This is a genomic window from Neisseria animaloris (genome assembly GCF_900637855.1).
In the GTDB taxonomy this organism is placed as follows: Bacteria; Pseudomonadota; Gammaproteobacteria; order Burkholderiales; family Neisseriaceae; genus Neisseria; species Neisseria animaloris.
Window position 1 is genome coordinate 1,561,162 of sequence record NZ_LR134440.1, and the last position, 22,285, is coordinate 1,583,446.

Annotated in this window: 22 protein-coding genes; 9 read left to right on the forward strand and 13 right to left on the reverse strand. The window is 53.7% G+C overall.

What is annotated here, in order from left to right:
- Positions 1–79 precede the first annotated feature (79 nt).
- Positions 80–934: a Rossmann-like and DUF2520 domain-containing protein gene (locus EL216_RS07200; protein ID WP_085390565.1), complete on the reverse strand. Its 855-nt coding sequence runs from the start codon at positions 932–934 to the stop codon at positions 80–82.
- A gap of 82 nt (positions 935–1,016) precedes the next feature.
- On the opposite strand from EL216_RS07200, the gene minC reads away from it, so the two are divergent.
- The 4 genes from minC to EL216_RS07220 are packed head-to-tail and all read left to right on the forward strand — an operon-like array spanning position 1,017 to position 3,762.
- The gene (gene minC, locus EL216_RS07205) at positions 1,017–1,718 is read left to right on the forward strand and encodes a septum site-determining protein MinC (protein WP_085390567.1); all 702 of its coding nucleotides are present in this window, start codon (positions 1,017–1,019) and stop codon (positions 1,716–1,718) included.
- 32 nt (positions 1,719–1,750) lie between these two features.
- On the forward strand, positions 1,751–2,563 hold the full coding sequence (minD, locus tag EL216_RS07210) for a septum site-determining protein MinD (protein WP_085390734.1): 813 nt from the start codon (positions 1,751–1,753) through the stop codon (positions 2,561–2,563).
- A 3-nt stretch (positions 2,564–2,566) separates the two neighbouring features.
- Entirely contained in the window at positions 2,567–2,836 is a 270-nt protein-coding gene (minE, locus tag EL216_RS07215) for a cell division topological specificity factor MinE (RefSeq protein WP_085390569.1), read from the forward strand.
- The gene (locus EL216_RS07220) at positions 2,833–3,762 is read left to right on the forward strand and encodes a hydrogen peroxide-inducible genes activator (RefSeq protein ID WP_085390570.1); all 930 of its coding nucleotides are present in this window, start codon (positions 2,833–2,835) and stop codon (positions 3,760–3,762) included. The genes minE and EL216_RS07220 overlap by 4 nt, the downstream gene beginning before the upstream one ends.
- A 106-nt stretch (positions 3,763–3,868) precedes the next feature.
- On the opposite strand, the gene EL216_RS07225 is transcribed toward EL216_RS07220, so the two are convergent.
- From EL216_RS07225 to EL216_RS07235, 3 genes are all read right to left on the reverse strand, one after another.
- Positions 3,869–5,290, reverse strand: a complete 1,422-nt coding sequence (locus tag EL216_RS07225) for an alanine/glycine:cation symporter family protein (protein ID WP_085390572.1) — start codon at positions 5,288–5,290, stop codon at positions 3,869–3,871.
- A gap of 162 nt (positions 5,291–5,452) precedes the next feature.
- Positions 5,453–6,091, reverse strand: a complete 639-nt coding sequence (locus tag EL216_RS07230) for a 5-formyltetrahydrofolate cyclo-ligase (protein ID WP_126300851.1) — start codon at positions 6,089–6,091, stop codon at positions 5,453–5,455.
- A gap of 98 nt (positions 6,092–6,189) precedes the next feature.
- Positions 6,190–6,657, reverse strand: coding sequence for a surface-adhesin E family protein (locus EL216_RS07235; protein ID WP_085390576.1), 468 nt, complete (start codon positions 6,655–6,657; stop codon positions 6,190–6,192).
- A 177-nt stretch (positions 6,658–6,834) separates the two neighbouring features.
- On the opposite strand from EL216_RS07235, the gene recQ reads away from it, so the two are divergent.
- Positions 6,835–9,171: a DNA helicase RecQ gene (recQ, locus tag EL216_RS07240; protein WP_085390578.1), complete on the forward strand. Its 2,337-nt coding sequence runs from the start codon at positions 6,835–6,837 to the stop codon at positions 9,169–9,171.
- Positions 9,172–9,280: 109 nt separating this feature from the next.
- On the opposite strand, the gene EL216_RS07245 is transcribed toward recQ, so the two are convergent.
- From EL216_RS07245 to EL216_RS07265, 5 genes are all read right to left on the reverse strand, one after another.
- Positions 9,281–10,075: a thiazole synthase gene (locus EL216_RS07245; protein ID WP_085390580.1), complete on the reverse strand. Its 795-nt coding sequence runs from the start codon at positions 10,073–10,075 to the stop codon at positions 9,281–9,283.
- Between the two features lie 123 nt (positions 10,076–10,198).
- Entirely contained in the window at positions 10,199–10,654 is a 456-nt protein-coding gene (gene yciA, locus EL216_RS07250) for an acyl-CoA thioester hydrolase YciA (RefSeq protein WP_085390581.1), read from the reverse strand.
- Between the two features lie 46 nt (positions 10,655–10,700).
- A complete protein-coding gene (thiS, locus tag EL216_RS07255; RefSeq protein ID WP_085390583.1) occupies positions 10,701–10,895 on the reverse strand; it encodes a sulfur carrier protein ThiS in 195 nt (64 codons plus the stop codon).
- Between the two features lie 70 nt (positions 10,896–10,965).
- Entirely contained in the window at positions 10,966–12,291 is a 1,326-nt protein-coding gene (locus EL216_RS07260; protein WP_085390584.1) for a M16 family metallopeptidase, read from the reverse strand.
- A 113-nt stretch (positions 12,292–12,404) separates the two neighbouring features.
- Positions 12,405–12,851, reverse strand: coding sequence for a PH domain-containing protein (locus EL216_RS07265; RefSeq protein ID WP_085390586.1), 447 nt, complete (start codon positions 12,849–12,851; stop codon positions 12,405–12,407).
- 206 nt (positions 12,852–13,057) lie between these two features.
- Here EL216_RS07265 and ftsY point away from each other — a divergent pair, with 206 nt between their 5' ends.
- A complete protein-coding gene (ftsY, locus tag EL216_RS07270) occupies positions 13,058–14,428 on the forward strand; it encodes a signal recognition particle-docking protein FtsY (protein WP_085390588.1) in 1,371 nt (456 codons plus the stop codon).
- Between the two features lie 69 nt (positions 14,429–14,497).
- Here ftsY and EL216_RS07275 read toward each other — a convergent pair whose 3' ends face one another.
- Positions 14,498–14,749, reverse strand: a complete 252-nt coding sequence (locus EL216_RS07275) for a BolA family protein (RefSeq protein ID WP_085390590.1) — start codon at positions 14,747–14,749, stop codon at positions 14,498–14,500.
- A 204-nt stretch (positions 14,750–14,953) separates the two neighbouring features.
- On the opposite strand from EL216_RS07275, the gene ftsE reads away from it, so the two are divergent.
- The 3 genes from ftsE to pncC all read left to right on the forward strand — a co-directional run bounded on the left by ftsE (position 14,954) and on the right by pncC (position 17,292).
- Complete coding sequence (ftsE, locus tag EL216_RS07280) at positions 14,954–15,607, forward strand: cell division ATP-binding protein FtsE (protein WP_085390592.1); 654 nt, start codon at positions 14,954–14,956, stop codon at positions 15,605–15,607.
- Positions 15,604–16,518, forward strand: coding sequence for a permease-like cell division protein FtsX (ftsX, locus tag EL216_RS07285; RefSeq protein WP_085390594.1), 915 nt, complete (start codon positions 15,604–15,606; stop codon positions 16,516–16,518). Before ftsE ends, ftsX begins: the two co-directional genes overlap by 4 nt.
- A 300-nt stretch (positions 16,519–16,818) precedes the next feature.
- Positions 16,819–17,292, forward strand: a complete 474-nt coding sequence (pncC, locus tag EL216_RS07290; protein ID WP_085390596.1) for a nicotinamide-nucleotide amidase — start codon at positions 16,819–16,821, stop codon at positions 17,290–17,292.
- Between the two features lie 210 nt (positions 17,293–17,502).
- On the opposite strand, the gene EL216_RS07295 is transcribed toward pncC, so the two are convergent.
- The 3 genes from EL216_RS07295 to glmU form a co-directional block, all read right to left on the reverse strand.
- Complete coding sequence (locus EL216_RS07295) at positions 17,503–18,399, reverse strand: patatin-like phospholipase family protein (RefSeq protein WP_085390736.1); 897 nt, start codon at positions 18,397–18,399, stop codon at positions 17,503–17,505.
- 402 nt (positions 18,400–18,801) lie between these two features.
- Entirely contained in the window at positions 18,802–20,637 is a 1,836-nt protein-coding gene (glmS, locus tag EL216_RS07300) for a glutamine--fructose-6-phosphate transaminase (isomerizing) (protein WP_085390598.1), read from the reverse strand.
- A 183-nt stretch (positions 20,638–20,820) separates the two neighbouring features.
- The gene (glmU, locus tag EL216_RS07305; protein ID WP_085390600.1) at positions 20,821–22,197 is read right to left on the reverse strand and encodes a bifunctional UDP-N-acetylglucosamine diphosphorylase/glucosamine-1-phosphate N-acetyltransferase GlmU; all 1,377 of its coding nucleotides are present in this window, start codon (positions 22,195–22,197) and stop codon (positions 20,821–20,823) included.
- Between the last annotated feature and the right edge of the window lie 88 nt (positions 22,198–22,285).

Genomic DNA, 22,285 nt, shown 5'->3' on the forward strand with positions numbered 1-22,285 from the left:
GGCAGCCCGAAAGCGGTCGGCAACAGTTTGAAATTGGCGGCAATTATACATCAAAGAGGCTTTTCAGACGGCCTCGTTATCAAAGCCGCTCCAACAGGTTTTCCATTTGCCGTGCCGATTCTTCGCTTAACCGTGCTCTTGCCAATTCCAGCGTTGCCTGCGCCCATAAACGGTAGTTTTTCTGCTCCTGGACATTCATACACGCCAGATGTGCGGCAACGGTGGAATCGTCGCCGCGTACAATCGGGCCGGTAAGTGCCTGTAACGGTGTAAGGCGGGCAAGATTGTTAACACTTTGCTGCATCAGGTTGCATACCAGCTCCCGAGATAATTGTTCGGGCAGGTGCAACGGGTGCAGCAGGTCTTGGGCAAACGCGGCCAGAGTTACTGAAAAATTGGATGCGGCTGACAATGCCGCATGATAACGGGCTTTATGTTCGGAAGGTATTTCAAACGCCCGCAATCCGGCGGCATCGGCCAATTCGTGCAGAACCGTCATAGCTGCTTCACTGCCGGCTTCGAGTGCGCATAAGTTTCCGGCAAGTTCCGCAACCGATTTTTCAATATCGGCGAAGGCGAAAACGGGATGCAGACTGCCGGTCATCGCACCGCTTCGGGCAGCGGCATCCAGCACCGCCACGGTTTTCGCACCGCTCATATGCAGCACCAGCGTGCCTGTATTCAGCCACGGCAGGCAGGCGACTGCTGCTGCCGTTTCTTCAATAATATTGTCGGGTGTACAAATAAAAACGGTATCGGCTTCAGGCAGGTAGGAAATACGGGGAACTATTGCCTTGCTGATACAGTCTGCCATGGCAACCGTACTGCTTCGGCTGACGACATTTGCAAGCTGCCAGCGGCCGTTTTTCGGCAAAACGGTTGCAAAAGTCTGTCCGACGCGTCCGGCACCGATAATATGGAAGGTTTTTTTCATTTCAGACAGCTTAAACAGATTGAATAGCTTAGGTTATCACGGTAAACTTAGCTCATTAAATTTTTTTATGACTGAACAGAAAATGAAACCTGCTTTTGACGTGAAATCAGCACGGCTTGATGTGCTTTCAGTGCAGTTGCATACTGCGGATTTAGGGGAATTGGAAGAATTTTTACAGCAGCGGGTGAGCCAGCACAAAGAGCTCGACAGCATGCTGTTTTTATTGGACGTGCAGGAATTTAACAATCCCGGGGAACTCAATATCGGCGGGATTGTTTCATTGTTTGCCCGTTACGGACTGCAAATCGTAGGTCTGCGCCATGAAAACGAAGCTTGGGCGGCACATGCTGCGGCCTACCATTTGTCGTTCAGCCAAAATGAAAAAGCGCCCGAGACGCAAACCCAGCCGGCTGCGGCAAAGCCGGTCAAAGCTACCGTTATCAGCAAACCCACCGTGTTGGTCAGCACACCTATCCGTACCGGTCAGCAGGTTTATGCCGAAAATGCCGATCTGATTGTTACCGATATCGTAAACGAGGGTGCGGAAATCATTGCCGACGGCAACATCCATGTATACGGAACCATGAGGGGCCGGGCTCTTGCCGGAGCAACCGGCAACAGGGAAGCACGGATTTTTATCTATTCCATGCAGGCGGAATTGGTTTCGGTAGCAGGTATTTACCGTAATTTCGAGCAAAGCCTGCCTGCACACCTACACAAAAAACCGGTGCAGATATCGCTGCAGGATAACCGGCTGGTTATCAGCCCGATCGGTGAGGAATAACTGTTTTATATTTGAAAGAAAAAGGAAAAATCGTGGCAAAAATCATTGTAGTAACTTCAGGTAAAGGCGGCGTCGGTAAAACCACTACCAGTGCCAGCATCGCATCAGGCCTGGCTTTGCGCGGCCACAAAACAGCTGTAATCGACTTTGACGTAGGTTTGCGCAACCTCGATTTGATTATGGGTTGCGAACGTCGTGTCGTATATGATTTGATAAACGTGATTCAGGGCGAAGCAACCCTAAATCAAGCTTTGATTAAAGACAAACACTGCGACAATCTGTATATCTTACCCGCTTCTCAAACCCGCGACAAAGATGCTTTAAGCCGCGACGGCGTAGAAAAAGTGCTGCAAGATTTAGCAGGTGAAATGGGTTTCGAGTTTGTGATTTGCGACTCTCCCGCCGGTATCGAACAAGGTGCGCTGATGGCGTTGTATTTTGCCGATGAAGCTATTGTTACCACCAATCCGGAAGTGTCGAGCGTGCGCGACTCCGACCGTATTCTGGGCATTCTGCAAAGTAAGAGCCGCAAAGCCGAAAAAGGCGAAACCGTTAAAGAACATTTGCTGATTACCCGTTACTCGCCCGAGCGTGTAAACAAAGGCGAAATGCTGTCGGTGCAAGATATTTGCGATATCCTGCGTATTCCGCTGATCGGCGTGATTCCCGAATCGCAAAGCGTATTGCAGGCATCCAACTCCGGTTCGCCTGTTATCCACCAAAATGATGCAGTGGCTGCCGAAGCTTATAAAGACGTTGTCGCCCGCTTGTTGGGTGAAAACCGTGAAATGCGTTTTTTAGAAGCCGAGAAGAAAGGTTTCTTTAAACGTCTGTTCGGAGGTTAAACCATGTCTTTGATTGATTTGATCTTCGGTAGAAGAAATAAAACTGCTGAAGTAGCACGCGACCGTTTGCAGATCATCATCGCCCAAGAACGTGCCAAAGATCAGGCTCCCGATTACCTGCCTACGTTGCAAAAAGAGCTGCTGGAAGTGCTGTCTAAATATGTGCATGTTTCGCTGGACGACATCCGTATTACTCAGGAGAAGCAAAACGGCATGGATGTGCTTGAATTGAACATTACGCTGCCGGAGCAGCAAAAAAAGGCTGAAGAATGACATTGACCGAATTGCGTTACATCGTTGCAGTGGCGCAGGAACGTCATTTCGGGCGTGCTGCCCGCCGCTGTTTTGTCAGCCAGCCCACACTTTCGATTGCCATTAAAAAGCTGGAAGAAGAGCTGTCTGTATCGCTGTTTGACCGGAGCAGTAACGATATCATTACCACCGAAGCTGGAGAGCGCATCATTGCCCAAGCCCGCCGTGTGCTCGAGGAGGCGGAACTGATCCGCCATTTGGCAAATGCGGAGCAAAACGAATTGGAAGGTGCGCTGAAACTCGGTTTGATTTTTACCGTTGCGCCTTATTTGTTGCCGAAGCTGATAGTGGCTTTGCGTAAAATCGCGCCGAACATGCCGTTGATGCTCGATGAAAACTATACCCATATTCTGACTGAAGCCCTTAAACGCGGCGATTTGGATGCGATTGTAGTGGCCGAGCCGTATCATGAGCCGGGCATCATAACCGAGCCGTTGTATGACGAACCGTTTTTTGTGATTGTGCCCAAAGGCCATCATTTTGAGGATTTGGATGCGGTTACGCCCGAATTGTTGGCGGAGGAGCAAGTGTTGTTGCTTTCAGAGGGCAATTGTATGCGTGATCAAGTATTGACAAGCTGTTCGGAATTGGCTTCCAAACAGAAAATACAAGGGCTGACCAACACGTTGCAAGGCAGCTCGATCAACACTATCCGCCATATGGTTGCCAGCGGTTTGAGCATCAGTGTGATGCCTGCCACGGCATTAACCGAAAACGACCATATGTTGTTCAGCATTATTCCGTTTGAAGGCGTGATTCCGCACCGTCGGGTGGTTTTGGCTTACCGCCGTAATTTTGTCAGACCCAAAGCGTTGGCGGCCTTGCGTAATGCAGTGCTGTCTTCGCAACTGAGCGGCGTTACCTTTGTCGGGAATCAGGCCGTCTGAAAAGAGGTTTGGCGAATCTCCAAAGCCGGTTAAAAAAAACAGCTGTCGATTGAAGACAGCTGTTTTTTTTAACCGGTTGTTTTAAAGGCCGCAGACCGTCTGAAAACTACCAGATATCCGATTTGATACGGCGTTTCAGGCCGGGGTGTTCGGAAAGTTTGAACTCAGGGTCTTTGCCCATTTTCAGTTTAGCGGTGTAGTCCCTCAGCAGCAGGAACACCAGCGGCGATAAGGCGATGATGGCAATCAGGTTGATTAGCGCCATAATCCCCATCGATAAGTCGGCCATATCCCATACCACCGGCACGCTGTTTACCGCGCCGAAGTATACAAACCCCAGCACGATAGAGCGGAAAATGGCCAGTGAAAGGCGGCTGCTCTTGATGAACTGCACATTGGATTCCGCATAAGCATAATTGCCGATGATCGAAGAATAAGCAAACATAAACAGCAATACGGCCAAAAAGTCTTTGCCCCAAGCACCGACATGGCTTTCGATGGCTGTTTGAGTGAGCTGCACCCCGGTCATCTCGCCCGGGTTTTGGGTAACGTGCGACAGCAGCAGGATGAAGGCGGTGCAGGAGCACACGACAACGGTATCGACAAACACGCCCAACATCTGAATCATGCCTTGCGAAACAGGATGTTTGACTTCGGCAGCGGCGGCAGCGTTGGGAGCCGAACCCATACCGGCTTCATTGGAGAACAAGCCGCGTTTGATGCCCAGCATCATGGCTTGGGCGGCCATGCCGCCGAAGAAACCGCCTGCGGCAGCTTGAAAATCGAAGGCTTTTTCAAAAATCAGCGCGAATACGGCAGGCACGGCAGAGAGGTTGGTCAGAATCACGTAAACTGCCATCAACAGATAAAGAATGGCCATTACCGGCACCACGCCTTCCGAAATTTTCGATACGCGGCGGATACCGCCGAAAATAATCGGGGCGGTCATAATCACCAAAGCCAGGCCCACCAATTCCGGTTTCCAGCCCCAAGCGGTTTGGGTGGCGGCAACGATGGAATTGGCTTGAACGGCGTTGAAGACGAAACCGAATGCGAGAATCAGGCTCAGGGCGAACAAAATACCGAGCCAACGTTGTTTCAAGCCTTGGGTAATGTAATAGGCGGGGCCGCCGCGAAAATGGTGGCTGTCGTAGTCACGCACTTTGAAGAGTTGGGCAAGCGAAGATTCGGCAAAGGCCGAACTCATGCCTAAAAGAGCGGTCAGCCACATCCAGAACACCGCGCCGGGGCCGCCCATCGATACCGCAATGGCTACACCGGCAATGTTGCCCACCCCCACGCGGCTGGCCAAGCCGGTAACGAATGCTTGAAAGGGCGTAATGCCGTGCGGGTCGCCGCCTTCTTGCCGCCCGCCCAACATTTCTTTCACACTACGTGCGAACAGGCGGATTTGTACGAAACCTGTACGGAATGTAAAAAACAGGCCGACTCCCAGCAAAAGGAAAACCAGCAATTGCCATAGCGGGCCGTTGAGTTTGTTAACGAACGTATGAATGGTTTCAACCATAAATCCCTCTCTTGTTACTGATGGTTTTCAGACGGCCTCTTGTAAATCAGAGCATGCAGGCCGTCTGAAAAAAACACATTTTAACGATTGTCGACAAAAATAGCGAAGATTTTACGCAGAGTAATTTTGGTGTTTTTAATAAATTCAATTATTTATACTTGATTAAAAACACTTTGGCATTTTAAAACGCATTTCCCCGAGCTCGCAGACGAAGCCGTTTAGCGTCGTATCATGTATTTCGCGGGGCAATTCGTCGCAGAGCTGGCAGGCGAAACCGACACCCAACGTGCGCGGTTGCAGACGGTGGCGGCAGGCGGCCAGCGACACGTCGTAATACCCGCCGCCCTGACCCAGACGGCAGCCTTGGCGGTCAATACCGACAACCGGCACCAGCAGCAGGTTCAGGCGGTGGGCGCGGATTTTTTCGCCGGCAAACTGGGGAATATAAAGTTTGCCGTTGCCGCGTTGACGTTCGGCGGCTTTGCGGTTGCCGGAATAGGGTGTGAACCATAATCTGAGCGAGTGCGGTTCGATATAGGGCAGATAGGGTTTGGCTCCGCGTTTTAAGACGGCCTCGATCAAGCCGTCCAAGCGCAATTCGCCGCCTATCGGCCAATACACCCCGATGCGGCTGTTGCGGCGTATGTAGCGTTTGAGAAGATTATTGATTTTACGGGTGGCCTGCCGGCGCTCGCTTTTACCCAGCTTTGCGCGTGCAAGGCGGAATTGCCGGCGCAGTGAGGCTTTATCGGCTGTACGGGGCATTTCAGACGGCCTTTCGTTTAAGGCAGGAAACCACATAGACATCCGGTTTTGATGTCGTGGCGGATGCATTCGGGATAAAACGGAAAAGAGACCCGGATTCGCCGGAATCCGGGCACCATAAGTAGACAGCCCGCCTACAGTTTTTTGTCGCAAACGGCTTCAAACTGTTTTTCGGTTATCGAGCCAGACATTACGCTCAACGGGCGCAAACCGGCGGCGGTGTAAGTTTCATTCACCAATAGCATGCCTTTTTCATCAATCAGCTGCAACTCTGTCAAACGGTAAGTTTTGTTGACACAATGCATTTCCCAAGTACCGATGGCGGTTTTGTATCTGGGCGTGTTTACATAACGCTCTTCGTTGGGTTTCTGCACGGTTTTTTTATCTCGGAAAGTAACGAGGTTGCCGTTTTTCTGGATGCTGTTGCGGTCGATAAAGGCTTTGATATTGCCGTTGGACGTGGTACCGATTTTATCCCAGTGGCCGCTCACGTTGGGGCCTTTGCCGCCCATGTCGCCCATGTCATCCATGGCCGTACAAGCGGCAATGCTTGAAACCAGAGCGGCAGCAGCGGTACGGCGCAGAATAAGAGAGATGTTCATTAAATTCCTTTCAGACGGCCTTCAGGCCATGTTCGGTTTGTTTTTCAGACGGCCTCGAAAGGTTTCCGTTCATACTTTTCTCGGATTGCATGCGGATAAGCCCGCCGCAGAAAATTATTCGGAAGCCGTTTAAAAAAGCTAAAATAACAGCTTTCTATAATATACGGAAACCGTTTCATGACCAAGCCGCCTGCCGCCCAAATTCTGCACGACGTTTTCGGCTACCCCGAATTCCGCGGCAGTCAGGCCGAGATTGTGGACACATTGGCGGTCGGCAACAGCCTGCTGGTGTTGATGCCCACCGGCGGCGGCAAATCGTTGTGTTACCAAATTCCCGCCCTGATGCGCGAAGGCGTGGCCGTGGTGGTGTCGCCGCTGATTGCCCTGATGAACGACCAAGTGGCCGCGCTGCACACGGCGGGTGTGGCGGCGGCCTGCGTGCACAGCGGCACTACTCCCGACGAAGCGCGGCAGATTGCCGACGATATCCAGTCAGGCCGTCTGAAACTGCTTTACGTTGCCCCCGAACGCTTGGTTGGCGAGCGTTTCCTGCGCTTTCTCGACCAACACACCATCAGCCTGTTTGCCATCGACGAAGCCCATTGCGTGAGCCAATGGGGGCACGACTTCCGCCCCGAATACCAACAGCTCGGTTTGCTGGCCGACCGCTATCCGCACGTTCCCCGCATCGCCCTCACCGCCACCGCCGATGCCGCCACCCGCGCCGACATCAAACATTACCTGCGCTTGGAAGACGCGGCCGAGTTCGTGGCCAGCTTCGACCGCCCGAATATCTACTACCAAGTAATTGAAAAAAACAACGGTAAAAAACAACTGCTTGATTTCATCGTGAAACAGATGGCGGGGCAAAGCGGCATCGTTTATTGCCTGAGCCGAAAAAAAGTGGAAGACACCGCCGCCTTTTTATGTGAGCACGGCTTGGATGCCATTCCCTACCACGCCGGTTTGAGCATGGACGTGCGCGAGGCCAACCAGCGGCGTTTTACCCGTGAAGACAACGTTATCGTCGTCGCCACCGTCGCTTTCGGCATGGGCATCGACAAACCCGATGTGCGTTTCGTCGCCCATCTCGACATGCCGCAAAGCGTCGAACATTTCTACCAAGAATCAGGCCGAGCGGGGCGCGACGGCCTGCCCGCCGCAAGCTGGCTGTGCTACGGCCTTAACGACTGGGTGTTGCTGCGCGAACGCATCCAAACCGGCAACAGCGACGACATGCAAAAACAAATCGAACTGCAAAAACTCGATGCCATGTTGTCGGTATGCGAAACCGCCGACTGCCGCCGCGTTTTGCTGCTCAAACACTTCGGCGAAGATTCCCAACCCTGCGGCCATTGCGACAACTGCCTGCATCCGCCCGTGCGCTTCGACGGCACCGTGCCGGTGCAGAAACTGCTCAGCTGCGTGTACCGGGTCGGCCAACAGTTCGCCGCAGGTTATGTGATTAACGTATTGCGCGGCAAAAGCGACGATTGGATTGCCCGCAACCGCCACCACGAATTATCCACCTTCGGCATCGGCGACAACCTTTCCGACAAAGAATGGCGCGCCGTTATCCGCCAATGCATCAGCGCCGGCTACCTCACCGTCAACCCCCTGATGCACCAAGCCCTGCAACTCACCCCCGCCGCCAAAACCGTGCTCAAAGGCGGCACACCCGTATGGCTGCGCCCGCTCAAACGCGACAAAGCCGCCACCCAAAAACCGAAAGAAGAATGGCTGCGTACCGAACGTGAAGAACGCATCTGGCAAGCATTGCGCGCTTGGCGGCTCAAACGCGCACAGGCCGAAGAAGTGCCCGCTTATGTGATTTTCGGCGACAAAACCCTGCGCGACATCGTCGAAAAACTGCCCGCCACCCCCGCCGAACTGTACGACATCTACGGCTTGGGCGAAGCCAAAATCAACAGCTTCGGCAACGAAATCATCGAAGTGTGCCAAGCCTTTACAGAACACGGCAGGCCGTCTGAACACCCATCCGCCTTGCCCGATACCGTTTCAGACGGCCTCGAAACCGAACGCGACCGCCGGCTTTGGCAAGCCTTGAACACATGGCGCAGCCGTACCGCACAGACAGAAGGCGTTACCCCGCATACCGTCTGCCCCGACGACAGCCTGCTCGATTTAGTCCGCAACACCCCCGAAGAAGCCGCTGACTTAAACGGCATCTACGGCTTGGGCGCAGTACGCATCGGCAAATTCGGCAGCAGCATACTGGCTGTCTGCAAACCCTTTTCAGACGGCCTCAGCAACGAAGCCAAACACAAACGCCGCCTGATGCGCGCCCTGATGCAGTGGTGCGCCGCCACCGCCGAAACCGAAGGCGAACCCGAGCACACCGTTTTCAGCAAAATCACCCTGCGCGCCATCGCCGCCAAACAGCCGCAAACGTTGGCGGAGTTGGGCGGTATACACGGCGTGGGTGCAGACAAAATCGAAAAATACGGCAAGGCGGTGTTGGAAGTGTGCAGACAGCAGCAGGGAATAATGTAAACCGCGTTATATCAATCTTTCCGCGCAAATCAAACGTAACACAATAAAAAATAAGAGGCCGTCTGAAAAGTTGGGAATACTTTTTCAGACGGCCTTTTGTTTTATGCTTTCAATATTCAGCCGAATGCCAAAAGGGTTGGCCTACGGTCGGCGTGCTGGCTTGTGCTTGCGTGCGCGGTTGTACGGGTTCGGCTTCGAAGGCCAGCCTTCCGGCTTCGGTGGCGGCAGCAAAGGCGCGGGCCATGTCGACGGGGTGGCCGGAGCGGGAAACGGCGGTGTTCAGCAACACGGCATCAAACCCCCATTCCATTACTTGGGCGGCTTGCGAGGGCAGACCCAAGCCTGCGTCGATAATCAGCGGGGTATCTGGCAGGCGTTCGCGTAATACTTTTAAGGCGTATTCGTGCACCACGCCCAAGCCTGTGCCGATGGGGGCGGCCCACGGCATCAAGGCTTGGCAGCCTGCATCGAGCAGGCGGCGGCAGGCGATGAGGTCTTCGGTGCAGTAGGGCAACACTTTGAAGCCGTCGCCGATCAGGATGCGGGCGGCTTCGACGAGCTGGAATACGTCGGGTTGCAGGGTGTCGTCGTCGCCGATGAGTTCGAGTTTGATCCAGTCGGTTTCAAACACTTCGCGTGCCATCTGCGCGGTGGTTACGGCCTCCTGCACGCTTTGGCAGCCTGCGGTATTGGGCAGGATGGGGATATTTAAATCTTGCAGTAAATTCCAAAAGCCTTGCCCGTGTGTTTCGCCGGCTGTGCTTTGGCGGCGCAGTGACACGGTAATCATGGCGGGGCGGGCGGTTTCAATCGATCGGCGCAGGATTTCGGCGGTGGGGTAGGCCGCGGTGCCGAGCAGCAGGCGGGAAGGGAAGGCTTGGTTGTAGAGGCTCAAGTTGCTCATAGGGAGGTTTCCTCGATGGAAATGTTCAGGCCGTCTGAAATGCCGGATACGGGAGGACGGCTGCTTCTCGCTTTCAGACGGCCTGAGGCAGTATGGCGGTTATTCTACACCTTGTATGGGTGTTTAATAAGCCAGTGCCTGCTCCAGCTCGGGGTTGTTTTCTTTCGGTACGGGACGAGGGCGGCCTTGGGTGTCGATGGCTACGTAAGTGAACACGGCTTCGGTAACGAGTTGGCGGTCGTTGTCTTGCTTGTCGTGCATGGCCTTTTTCACCCACACTTCGATCTTCACTTGCAGCGAGGTGTTGCCGACGTGCACGCAACGGCCGTAACAGCATACGACATCGCCCACGCTTACGGGGCGGATGAAGGCCATTTGTTCGACGGCCACGGTAACGATGCGGCCTTGCGCGATTTCGGCTGCCATGATGCCGCCGCCGATGTCCATTTGCGACATAATCCAGCCGCCGAAAATGTCGCCGTTCGGGTTGGTGTCGGCAGGCATGGCGAGGTTGCGCAGCAGCAGGCTGCCTCTGGGTGCGTCGTGCGGTAGGTGTGTGTTTGTTGTCGGGTGGTTCATATGGTTTGCCTTTTTATGGTTTGTTTTGACGGGTTTTAAGACGGCCTTATCCGCCGACCACGGGGCGTACGATGTCTATTTTGTCGCCTTCGTCCAGAATGGTTTCGGCATAACGGGTTTTGGATACAAATGCGGTGTTTACTGCTACGGCGAAAGGTTTTGGCGGCTTAACCTGTTCGATTAAATCGGCGACGGTAGAACCGCTTAACTGCACGGTTTCGCCATTCAATCTGATGTTCATCGTTTGTTCCTTCGAGGGTGGAGGCCGTCTGAAAACGGGGCGGATAGATGTTTTCAGACGGCCTCGGGATTTATGGTTTCTTCACATAAGCCGCTTCGGGGCGCACCACCACCACGCTGGAGCGTTGTGGCGTGAGCAGTTTGGCGGCGGCCTGCACATCGGCGGCGCTTACTTTTTGCAAACGGCGGCGGATTTCGGCTTCGTCGCTATATTTGAAACCGCGTGTTTCCAACTGGCCCAACAGCGATGCTTGGGAAGTCATGGAATCTTTGGCGTAGATTTCTGAAGCGGCGCTCAGGCGGCGCACTCTCTCCAGTTCGCTTTGGCTGATGCCGTTGTCGGCAATGTTTTTGATTTCGCTGTGGATGGATTCGAGCAGGGCTTTGTCGCCGGTGCCTTCGGCAGGCATGGCGACGATGCTGAACAGCGGCATGTCGCGGCTGAACATGTCGTAGTTTACACCGATATCCAAGGCGAGCTGTTTGCCGCGCACGAGGTTTTTATCCAAACGGCTCGACGAGTTGCCGCCGAGAATATCCGACAACACGTCTAAGGCATAAGGCAGCTTGTCGGTGGTTTTTTCCAGTTTGGGCACGCGGTAGGAAAGCGCGATAACGGGCTGGCGGGTAACGGCGGAAGTGGTTTCGGCCGAAACAGGCGCGCGTTCGGCGGTTTCATTGATGCGGTTGCGCGGCGGCAGGGTTTTGGCGGGAATGTTGCCGAACAGGTTTTCCGCCGTTTTCAAAGTCTGCTTGGCGTTCACATCGCCCACAATCACCAGCGTGGCATTGTTTGGCGCATACCATTGTTTGTACCATTGGCGCAAATCGTCGGCTTTGAGCGTGTGCAGGTCGTTCATGTAGCCGATTACCGGCGCGCGCAGGGCGGGGATTTGATAGCTGTTGAGAAACACATGTTCCCATAGTTTTCCGAACGGGCTGTCGTCGGTGCGCTGGCGGCGTTCTTCGCGTATCACGTTCATTTCGTTGATAAATTCTTTATCGCTGAAATTCAGGTTTGCCATACGGTCGGCTTCCATTTTCAGCACTTCGGGCAGATTGGCGGCGGCCACGTTTTCGTAATACACGGTTTCGTAGCGGTTGGTGTAGGCATTGTTCTGCCCGCCCAAAGCCGAAACGCGGCGGCTGAATTCGCCCGAAGGCACGGCGGGCGTGCCTTTAAACATCATGTGTTCCAACGCATGGCTCAGGCCGGTTTTGCCTTCCTTTTCGTCGATACTGCCCACTTTATACCAAAGCTGCGACACCGCCACCGGCGCGCGGCGGTCTTCCTTTACAATCACTTTCAGGCCGTTGGGCAGCGTGCGGGCAAGCGTTTGCGCCCATGCGGGGGTGGTAGCGGCCAGTGCGGCCAGCAAAATAATACGGCGTAACATGAATCGTCCTCGAAATGAAAATTGCCAAAATAATAGCTTTTGCCTGCGTATTAAACAAGGAGGCCGTCTGAAAATAGGATTTCAGACGGCCTTCGGAAGCTGTGGGATCGCTCTCAATGCGGTTGGTTGATTTCCTGCCGGTTTTGCATCGCCAACGACCCCAACATGGTGTAAAGCGGCACGATATCGGTTGATTTGGGAAACTCGAATTTATAAGTAAGCAACTGTTCGTTGTGTGCTTTTCTGTAAATGCTTTGCAGACAGGTAATCGTGATTTCACAGTCATCCAGCCCCGTGCCCGCGGTTTCCATTTCCACATCGACAATGTTCATCAGATAAATGGATTTGAAACTCTGCTTTTTACCTGTTGCGCCCTGTTTGTCGATAAATAAAATACGCTGGTTGGTGAAAATAATTAAATCCCGAATCAGTTTGTAGCCGATAGAGATTTTTTCCCCTTCGAAAAGATAGCGGCCGAACTGTTGTGCCAATTCCTCCACGGGCATTTCGCTCATATTGCCCAAAACGCCTTGCACCAGTTTGCCCAAACCAAAAGCCATAGTGAATATCCTCGATTATTTTTCAACATTAAAATACCGTTTCTCGCGGAACGGCATTTTATCATGACTAAAATATTGATAATAAATTTACAGTTACCGATATGACTTATTTTCCTCTGACGTGTTTCTCTGCTCCGGCGGATTGGCATTCTCTGAAAATACGTTACAATTCAGGTCTGAAACCACTTTTTCAAACAAGGAAAGCCATGTTCAGCTTCTTTAAACGCAAGAAAAAACAGGAAACTGCCGAAACCGTTGCCGAACCTGTGCAAAAGCCGGTATCGGAAACGGGTGCCGAAATCGCGGACGAGCCGTCCGCCCTTGAAATCTCCACGCCTGAAACCCTCGAACCGCTGACCGAAACCCAGCTTGAAGCGGTAGAAGAACATGAAGAAAGCAGCGTGCTCGACCAGTTGGTGTCGGGCGTGGTTTCCGGCAGCAGCGAATTGCCCGAACAATATGATCCGAATGCGCCGGTAGCCAAAATCCACGTTTCGCCGATACCCGAAGGCGATGCCGCACCGGTGGAAGAGGCGGCCGAACTCAACAGCAGCGAATTGGCCGATGCTTTGAGACTGCCCGACAGCATCGCCACGATGACTGCGCCGGTGGTTGCCGCTGCCGACGCGCCTACCAAGCCTGTGACGGAGGAAGACGAACCTGCCAAGCTCGGTTGGGCGGCGCGTTTGAAAAAAGGCCTTACCAAATCGCGCGACCAAATGGCCAAATCGCTGGCCGGCGTATTCGGCGGCGGCCAGATCGACGAAGACCTGTATGAAGAATTGGAAACCGTGCTGATTACCAGCGATATGGGCATGGAAGCCACCGAATATCTGATGAAAGACGTGCGCAAACGTGTATCGTTGCGCGGTTTGAAAGACGGCAACGAGCTGCGCGGTGCCTTGAAAGATGCGATTTACGATTTAATCAAGCCGTTGCAGAAACCGCTGGTGATTCCCGACAACGGGCAGCCGTTTGTGATTATGCTGGCCGGCATCAACGGTGCGGGTAAAACCACTTCTATCGGCAAACTGGCCAAATACTTCCAATCGCAAGGCAAATCGGTATTGCTGGCGGCGGGCGATACTTTCCGCGCCGCCGCCCGAGAGCAGTTGCAGGAATGGGGTGCGCGCAACGGCGTGACCGTGATTTCGCAAAGCACGGGCGATTCCGCAGCCGTCTGCTTCGATGCCGTCGAAGCTGCCAAAGCGCGCGGTATCGACATCGTGTTGGCCGACACCGCAGGCCGTCTGCCGACCCAGCTTCATTTGATGGAAGAAATCAAAAAAGTGAAGCGCGTGCTGCAAAAATCCATGCCCGACGCGCCGCATGAAATTATTGTGGTGTTGGATGCCAATATCGGTCAAAACGCCATTAATCAGGTGGTGGCATTTGATGACGCGCTCGATGTTACCGGCCTGATTGTTACCAAACTCGACGGTACGGCCAAAGGCGGTATTTTGGCTGCGCTGGCTTCCAACCGCCCGATTCCGGTGCGCTATATCGGCGTGGGCGAGAGCATCGACGACTTGCGCCCGTTTGACGCGCGTGCGTTTGTGGATGCTTTGTTTGATTAAGTTGCGGTAAAAGAAACAGGCCGTCTGAAAAATAAGTTTTCAGACGGCCTTTCCATATCGGCGGTGCAATCAATCCCGCTGCTTGGCTTCCCATTCCGCAGGCGTGGCGGCAGTGGTGATGGAGAGCGCGTGCAGTTCGTTGCTGGCGAGTTTGTCGGCCAGCCCGTCTTTAATCAGACGGTGGCGGGCAAGGCGGGCTTTGCCTTCGAATTCGGAAGAAACGATGTGGGCGAAAAAGTGGTGGCCGTCGCCTTCCACTTCCACATATTCGCATTTGGCCACGGCTTCGATCATGGCTTTGACTTGTTCGGGTGTGAGCATGGGGGTTCCTTTTGAAAAAACGGTTTTCAGGCGGCTTGCGGAAAGCCGGGGCCGTCTGAAAAATACGTTGCATTATATAAGATAATGCCTGACTGCGGCGGCTGAACAGCGGCAACATTATTCGGTATAATCGGTCTCAATGATTTTCAGACGGCCTGTCGGCAACAAAGGCCGTCTGAAACCAACCTTCCTACGAGAAAATTCATGATTCGTTTCGAACAAGTTTCCAAAACCTATCCCGGCGGTTTTCAAGCGTTGAAAAACGTCAACTTCAAAATCGACAAAGGCGAGATGATTTTCGTGGCCGGCCATTCCGGTGCGGGCAAATCCACCGTGCTCAAACTGATTGCGGGCATCACCAAGCCCACCGAAGGCAAAGTGTGGATGAACAACCAAGACATCGGCAGCCTCAACGACAACCAAATCGGCTTCATGCGCCAGCATATCGGCATTGTGTTTCAAGACCACAAAATCCTGTTCGACCGCAATGTGCTGCAAAACGTGCTGCTGCCGCTGCGTATTATCGGCTACGATGCCAAACAAGCCGAAACCCGCGCGCGGATTGCGATTGAAAAAGTGGGTTTGGGCGGGCGCGAGCTTTCCGACCCGGTTACCCTTTCCGGCGGCGAGCAGCAGCGTTTGTGCATTGCCCGCGCCGTCGTCCACCAGCCCAGCCTCTTGATTGCCGACGAGCCATCGGCCAACCTCGACCGCGCCTATGCCCTCGATATTATGGAACTCTTCAAAACCTTCCACGAAGTCGGCACCACCGTGATTGTGGCCGCACACGACGAAACCTTGATGGCGGATTACGGCCATCGTATTTTGCGTTTGCAGGAAGGCAGGTTCGCATCATGAATCATTATTTGTCGCTCCACCTCGATGCTGCTGCCAACGCCGCACGGCAGTTGCTGAAACAGCCCGTGGGCACGCTGCTGATTTTGCTGATGCTGGCTGTGGCGATGACGCTGCCGCTCACGCTTTACCTTGGCGTGCAAAGTTCGCAGGCCGTGTTGGGTAAGCTCAACGAGTCGCCGCAAATTACGCTTTATATGGAGCTTAGTGCCGATGAAGCCGATACTGAAGCGGTAAAATCCCTGCTGGAGAAAGACCCCCGCATCACCAAAAGCGAATTTATCGGCAAGCAGAAAGGCTTGGAAGAATTGCAAATCAGCATGGGCGGGCAGGATTTGGTGTCCATGCTTGATGAAAACCCGTTGCCCGACGTGTTTATCGTTACTCCCGATGCCGCCACTCCGCCGGAAGAAATGACGGCCCTGCAAAAAGATTTGGGCGAGCTGCCGATGGTGGAATCGGCCAAGCTCGATACCGAATGGATGCAGACGCTTTATCAAATCAACGACTTCGTGCATAAAATCTTCTGGTTTTTAGCCGTTACCCTGAGTGTGGCGTTTGTTTTGGTGGCGCACAACACCATCCGTCTGCAAATTCTCAGCCGCAAAGAAGAAATCGAAATCACCAAGCTTTTGGGTGCACCCGCTTCGTTTATCCGCCGTCCCTTCCTCTATCAGGCCGCATGGCAGAGCGTGCTGTCGGTGGCGGTGAGCCTCGGTTTGTGTGCGTGGCTGGTGAATGTGTCGCAGCCGCTGGTCAACCAGATTTTCAAACCCTACGGCCTCAATATCGTTTGGCGGTATTTCCATTTATGGGAAGTGTTGCTGGTATTGGCTGTGGTAGCCGCCCTCGGCATGGCCGGCGCATGGTTGGCAACGCAGCAGCATTTGCTGGGGTTTAAAGCGAAAAGATAAGCCGTTCGCGGTTGGAGGCCGTCTGAAAACAAGCCTGTGGAGCTAAAAGTTTTCAGACGGCCTTTTTGCGGTGAAGCGGGCATATATGGCAAACAAACTTAATCTTCGATGCAAGGCGCACGCCGTAGCAGTCGGAAGTTTCACTGTAAAACCCGCTTCGTAAAAATATCCGTATTTGTTATGCTGTTGGAAACCAAAGATTGCTTTTAACGGTCTGGTATAGAAAGCAGCTTGCAAAATCTCAGGCCGTCTGAACCCCTCCGTTTCGGCCGCCTGACAACATGAAAAGAAAGCCATGAAATGAACATTTTAGAATCCATAACCGCCCGCCTCGCCGAACGTAGGCATACCGTTACCTGTGCCGAATCCTGTACTGGCGGCCTGCTGGCTGCCGAGTTGACCAAACTTCCCGGCAGTTCGGCATGGTTTGAAACCGGTTTTGTTACTTACAGCAACGCCGCCAAGCAGCAGCTTTTGGGGGTGAAGGCCAATACGCTGGATTTTTACGGCGCGGTGAGCGAAGAAACCGTGCGCGAAATGGCTTTGGGGGCACTGCTTACCGCCAAAGCCGATTTTGCCTTGAGCATCTCGGGCATTGCCGGGCCGACCGGCGGCAGCGATGAGAAACCCGTCGGTACGGTATGGTTCGGCTTGGCAACCAAGCAGCGGATTTGGGCGAAAACCGCTTTGTTCTCCGGCGATCGCGACAGCATCCGCGCGCAGTCCGTTCAGTTTGCGTTGGCGTTTTTAGATGAAAAAATGGCCGATGCGTGACGGTCGGGAGGTCGGGTGCTTTTATAGCGGGATAATGTAATATCCCATAGCATTGGTTTGCTTTTTCTTATTTTGCCGCTTTGGGTAGCAAAGATTCGGTTTTCCGGCCATGAAAGATTGGTCGGGTTTTCAAGCAGGTTCGGTTACCAAGAGGCCGTCTGAAAATTTCAGACGGCCTCTTGGCTTCTCGGGAAGTTGTACGGCAGGCTTTTAACGTTTATACGCCGCCAGCTTGCGCTTGATTTCAGGCAAAACCGCCAGAGCCGCCTGTTCGCCGAGCTTGATGGCTTGGGTTTTTTGGTCGAAACCGCCCACCGCGCCCAAATGCTGCACTTGCGGCTTAATCACGATGTCGGCTTTGGCCAGCTCGTTTTGCAGTGCGGCGGTGCTCATGATATTCAGGCTTTGGTCGAGATACGAAAAAAAGCCGGCATCGGAAAGTTTGGCGGGTTTGGCGGAAATATCCACCGCAATCACAAAATTTGCCCCCAGATTTTTGGCGGCATTAACCGGCACCGGCGCGGCCAGACCGCCGTCGACATAACGCTGATTGCCGATAACCGTAGGCCGGAACACGTTGGGGATGCTCACCGAAGCACGCACTGCTTGGCCGACGTTGCCGCGGTTGAAGGCAACCATTTTGCCGGTGTCCAGATTGGTGGCGACGGCGGCGAATTTAACCGGCAAGGCTTGCAGCGGGCGGTTGCCCACTTTTTGGTTGATGTAGTTTTGCAGTTTTTCGCCCTTGATGAAACCGGTGGTGGAAAGGGTTAAATCCACCAAATCGGTTTTGCCCAAAATTTCCGCTTCCAGTTCCAAACGGTCGGGCGGCATGCCGCTGGCGTAGAGGCTGCCGACAATCGAACCTGCGCTGGTGCCGGTAACGATATTGACGGGAATATTATTTGCTTGCAAAACTTTAAGCACGCCGATGTGGGCAAAGCCTTTTGACGCGCCGCCGCCGAGTGCCAGCCCGACAACCGCTTTAGGCTTGGCCTGTACCGAAGGGATAGGCTGCGGCTTGGGTTGGGTGGCGGTTCCGCAGGCGGCGAGAACCAGCACTGCCGTGGCTGCCAATAAGGTGCGGCGGGAATATCGTTTGCTCATGATGTTTTCAGACGGCATGGTTAAAGATGCGGAATTATAACGGCTTATGGGATTGAGAAAAACATGGTTGCGGAGTGGTATACGGCTTGCAGAATTTTTTTTTGAAATGCAAAAAGGACATCTGAAAACCGTTCGTGCGGGGTAACAGATCGAATCTGTGGCTGTGAAAAGCATTCCTAAGCCCGCCGCCGTTTATGCTTTATCACAATATATTCGCTGCAATTGTTTTGCCGATTCATGCGGCGAAATGATGTAAGACCGATTATTGACGATGGGGCGCACATCGTTTTCTTTTAAATAATTAAGGTTCCAAGCAACAGGATAACCCTGTCGGCTCGGAACCTTGTTTATTTTTAGAACGACCGAATCATTCTGCCATTCAGGCGGCCTCTCGCAGTCCGCTTATTCCACCGTAACCGATTTGGCCAGATTACGCGGTTTGTCGACATCGGTGCCGCGTGCAAGTGCGGCATGGTAGGCCAAAAGCTGAACCGGAATCGTATGTACAATCGGAGACAGCACGCCGACATGGCGCGGGGTGCGGATAACGTGCACGCCTTTGTCTTCGTTGAAATTGCTGTCGAGGTCGGTAAACACAAACAGTTCGCCGCCGCGCGCGCCGACTTCCTGCATGTTGGCTTTCACTTTGTCCAAAAGCATATCGTTGGGGGCAATCACCACCACCGGCATGTTTTCGTCTACCAATGCTAACGGGCCGTGCTTCAGTTCGCCGGCAGGGTAGGCTTCGGCATGGATATAGGTGATTTCTTTCAGCTTCAACGCACCTTCGAGCGCAATTGGATAGTGGATGCCGCGGCCGAGGAACAATGCGCTGTTTTTAGAAGCGAATTTTTGCGACCATGCGGTAATTTGCGGCTCGAGGTTGAGCACGTGCTGGATGCTGCCGGGCAGTTGGCGCAGTTCTTCGGTGTATTCCTGTGCCTGTGCTTCGGAAACATGGCCGCGCATTTTGCCCAAGGTAACGGCCAAGCCGAACAATACTACTAATTGGGTGGTAAAGGCTTTGGTGGACGCTACGCCGATTTCGGCACCGGCGCGGGTGTACAGCACCAATTCGCTTTCGCGCGGCAGAGCGGATTCCATCACGTTGCAGATGGAAAGGCTGTGCTTGTGGCCGAGCGACTGGGCGTATTTCAAGGCTTCCATGGTGTCGAGGGTTTCGCCCGATTGGGAAATGGTAATCACCAGTTGTTTGGGGTTGGCGATCACGTCGCGGTAGCGGTATTCGCTGGCGATTTCGACATCGGTCGGCACTTTGGCAATGCTTTCCAGCCAATACTTAGCGGTAAGGGCCGAATAGAAAGAAGTGCCGCAGGCGAGGATTTTGATGCTGTCGATTTCGCCGAACACTTCGCGTGCTTTCTCGCCGAAGTTCTCCGGTTTGAAGCCTCCTCCCAAAAACACTTCGGCAGTATCGGCAATCGCGCGCGGCTGCTCGTGGATTTCTTTCTGCATAAAGTGGCTGTACGGGCCGAGTTCGAGCGAAGCCAGCGACAGCTCGGATACTTTCATTTTACGCTCGGAGGACTCGCCGTTTTTATCAATCAGTTTTTCGATGCCTTTGGTGCTTAAGAGGGCAATATCGCCGTCTTCAAGGTAGGCGATGTTGCGGGTGAAAGCGATGACGGCGGAAACGTCCGAGGCGATAAAGGTTTCGTCTTCGCCGAATGCCACCAGCAGCGGGCAGCCCATACGTGCCACCACCATGTGGTCGGTGTTGTCCTGCGCCATCACGGCAATGGCAAAGGCACCGTGGAAGCGTTTGCAGGCGGCTTCTACCGAAGCGAACAAATCGCCGCTTTGCAGATATTCGTGGCTCACGCTGTGTGCAATCACTTCGGTGTCGGTTTGCGATTCAAACACATAACCGAGTTTTTGCAGGCGGGTGCGTTCTTCTTCAAAGTTTTCGATGATGCCGTTGTGCACCACCGCAATCGTGCCGCTCGAAATATGGGGGTGGGCATTCGGTTCGGTAACGCCGCCGTGGGTAGCCCAGCGGGTATGGCCGATACCGATATGGCCGAACATGCCGCGCTCTCTGGCGGCTTCTTCCATCAGGGCGACACGGCCGACACGGCGCACACGTTTGATTTTGTTGTCTGAATTGACGGCGATGCCCGAAGAGTCGTAACCCCGGTATTCGAGGCGTTTCAAGCCGTCGGTGAGAAAGTCCACTACATTGTGGTTGGCGCGGATGGCGCCGACGATACCGCACATAATTGTTCCTTAGTATCAAGTGGTTGGAAAGAATCAGCCCGGCTGACGTTCAGGCGGCCTGATATGGGAAAGGTAAGGAAAAACAAATCATCGGTTTGTTTTCTTTAAAAAATTCATTCCGGTTCATGTTTTTCAGACGGCCTGTCATAGAAGGCTTGGGGCCGTCTGAAAAGACAGCAGAACTTAAGATGCTTTCTTGCCGCTTTTTTCAGGCCGCTCCCAGCCTTCAATTACGGTTTGGCGGGCGCGGGCAACCGCCAGAGTGTTGTCTTCGCAGTTTTTGGTAATCGAGCTGCCTGCGCCGACGGTAACTTTGTTGCCCAGCTTAACCGGGGCCACGAGCACGACGTTGGAACCGATGCGTACATCGTCGCCGATTTCGGTTTTGTGTTTGTTCACGCCGTCGTAGTTGGCGGTGATGGTGCCCGCACCGATATTGGTTTTGCTGCCGATTTCGGCATCGCCTAAGTAGGTAAGGTGGTTGGCTTTGCTGCCTTTGCCCATCACGGTGTTTTTCACTTCGACGAAGTTGCCTATATGCACTTCGCCGGCGAGCTTGGCGTTGGGGCGTAAACGGGCGAACGGGCCGATGCGGGCATCTTCGCCGACTTCGCAACCTTCGAGGTGCGAGAAGGGGGCGATTTGGGTGCCGGAGGCGATTTTGGCGTTTTTGATTACGCAATGTGCGCCGATTTCCACATCATCACCCAATTCGACATCGCCTTCGATGACCACGTTTACATCAATCACGACATCTTGGCCGTGTTTCAGACGGCCTCTCAAATCGAAGCGGGCGGGGTCGCGCAGGGTAACGCCGGCTTTGAGCAGGGCTTGCGCCTGATTGTTTTGGAAAATGCGTTCCAACTCGGCAAGCTGCACTTTGTTGTTTACGCCGGCGGCCAGATAGGAGGCGGAAACTTGAACGGGATGCACGGCGATGCCGTCTGAATTGGCCAGTGCAATCAGGTCGGTTAAGTAGTATTCGCCTTGGGCGTTGTTGCTGGAAAGGCTGTTCAGCCAGCCTTCGAGTTTGGCGTTGGGCAACACGAGAATGCCGGTGTTGGTTTCTTTTACGGCTTTTTGGGCGGCATCGGCATCTTTTTCTTCGACGATTGCCACCACTTTGCCGCCTTCGCGGATGATGCGGCCGTAACCTGTGGGGTCGTCGAGCACGTCGGTCAGCAGGCCGACTTCGTTACCGGCGGCATCCAGCAGTTTTTGCAGCGTGTCGGCATCGGTGAGCGGCACGTCGCCGTAAAGCACCAGCGTGCGGCCTTCTTTAGGCAGGTGCGGCAAGGCCATTTTGACGGCGTGGCCTGTGCCGAGCTGTTCGGTTTGTTCCACCCAGTTCACATCGCGTTCAACCCGCGCCAACACTTGCTCTTTGCCGTGGCCGATCACCACGCAGATGCTTTGAGGATTAAGGCTTTGCGCAGTGTCGATCACCCGTTGCACCATCGGTTCGCCGCCGATTTCGTGCAACACTTTGGGAAGTTTGGAATACATGCGCGTGCCTTTGCCGGCTGCGAGGATGACGATGTGCAGGGGAGATGAACTCATGATTATGCCTTATTTACAAGGTAGATTTAATAGATGCCGTCTGAAAAAGTTTCAGACGGCCTTATTAGATTACTTATTTTTTATTTTT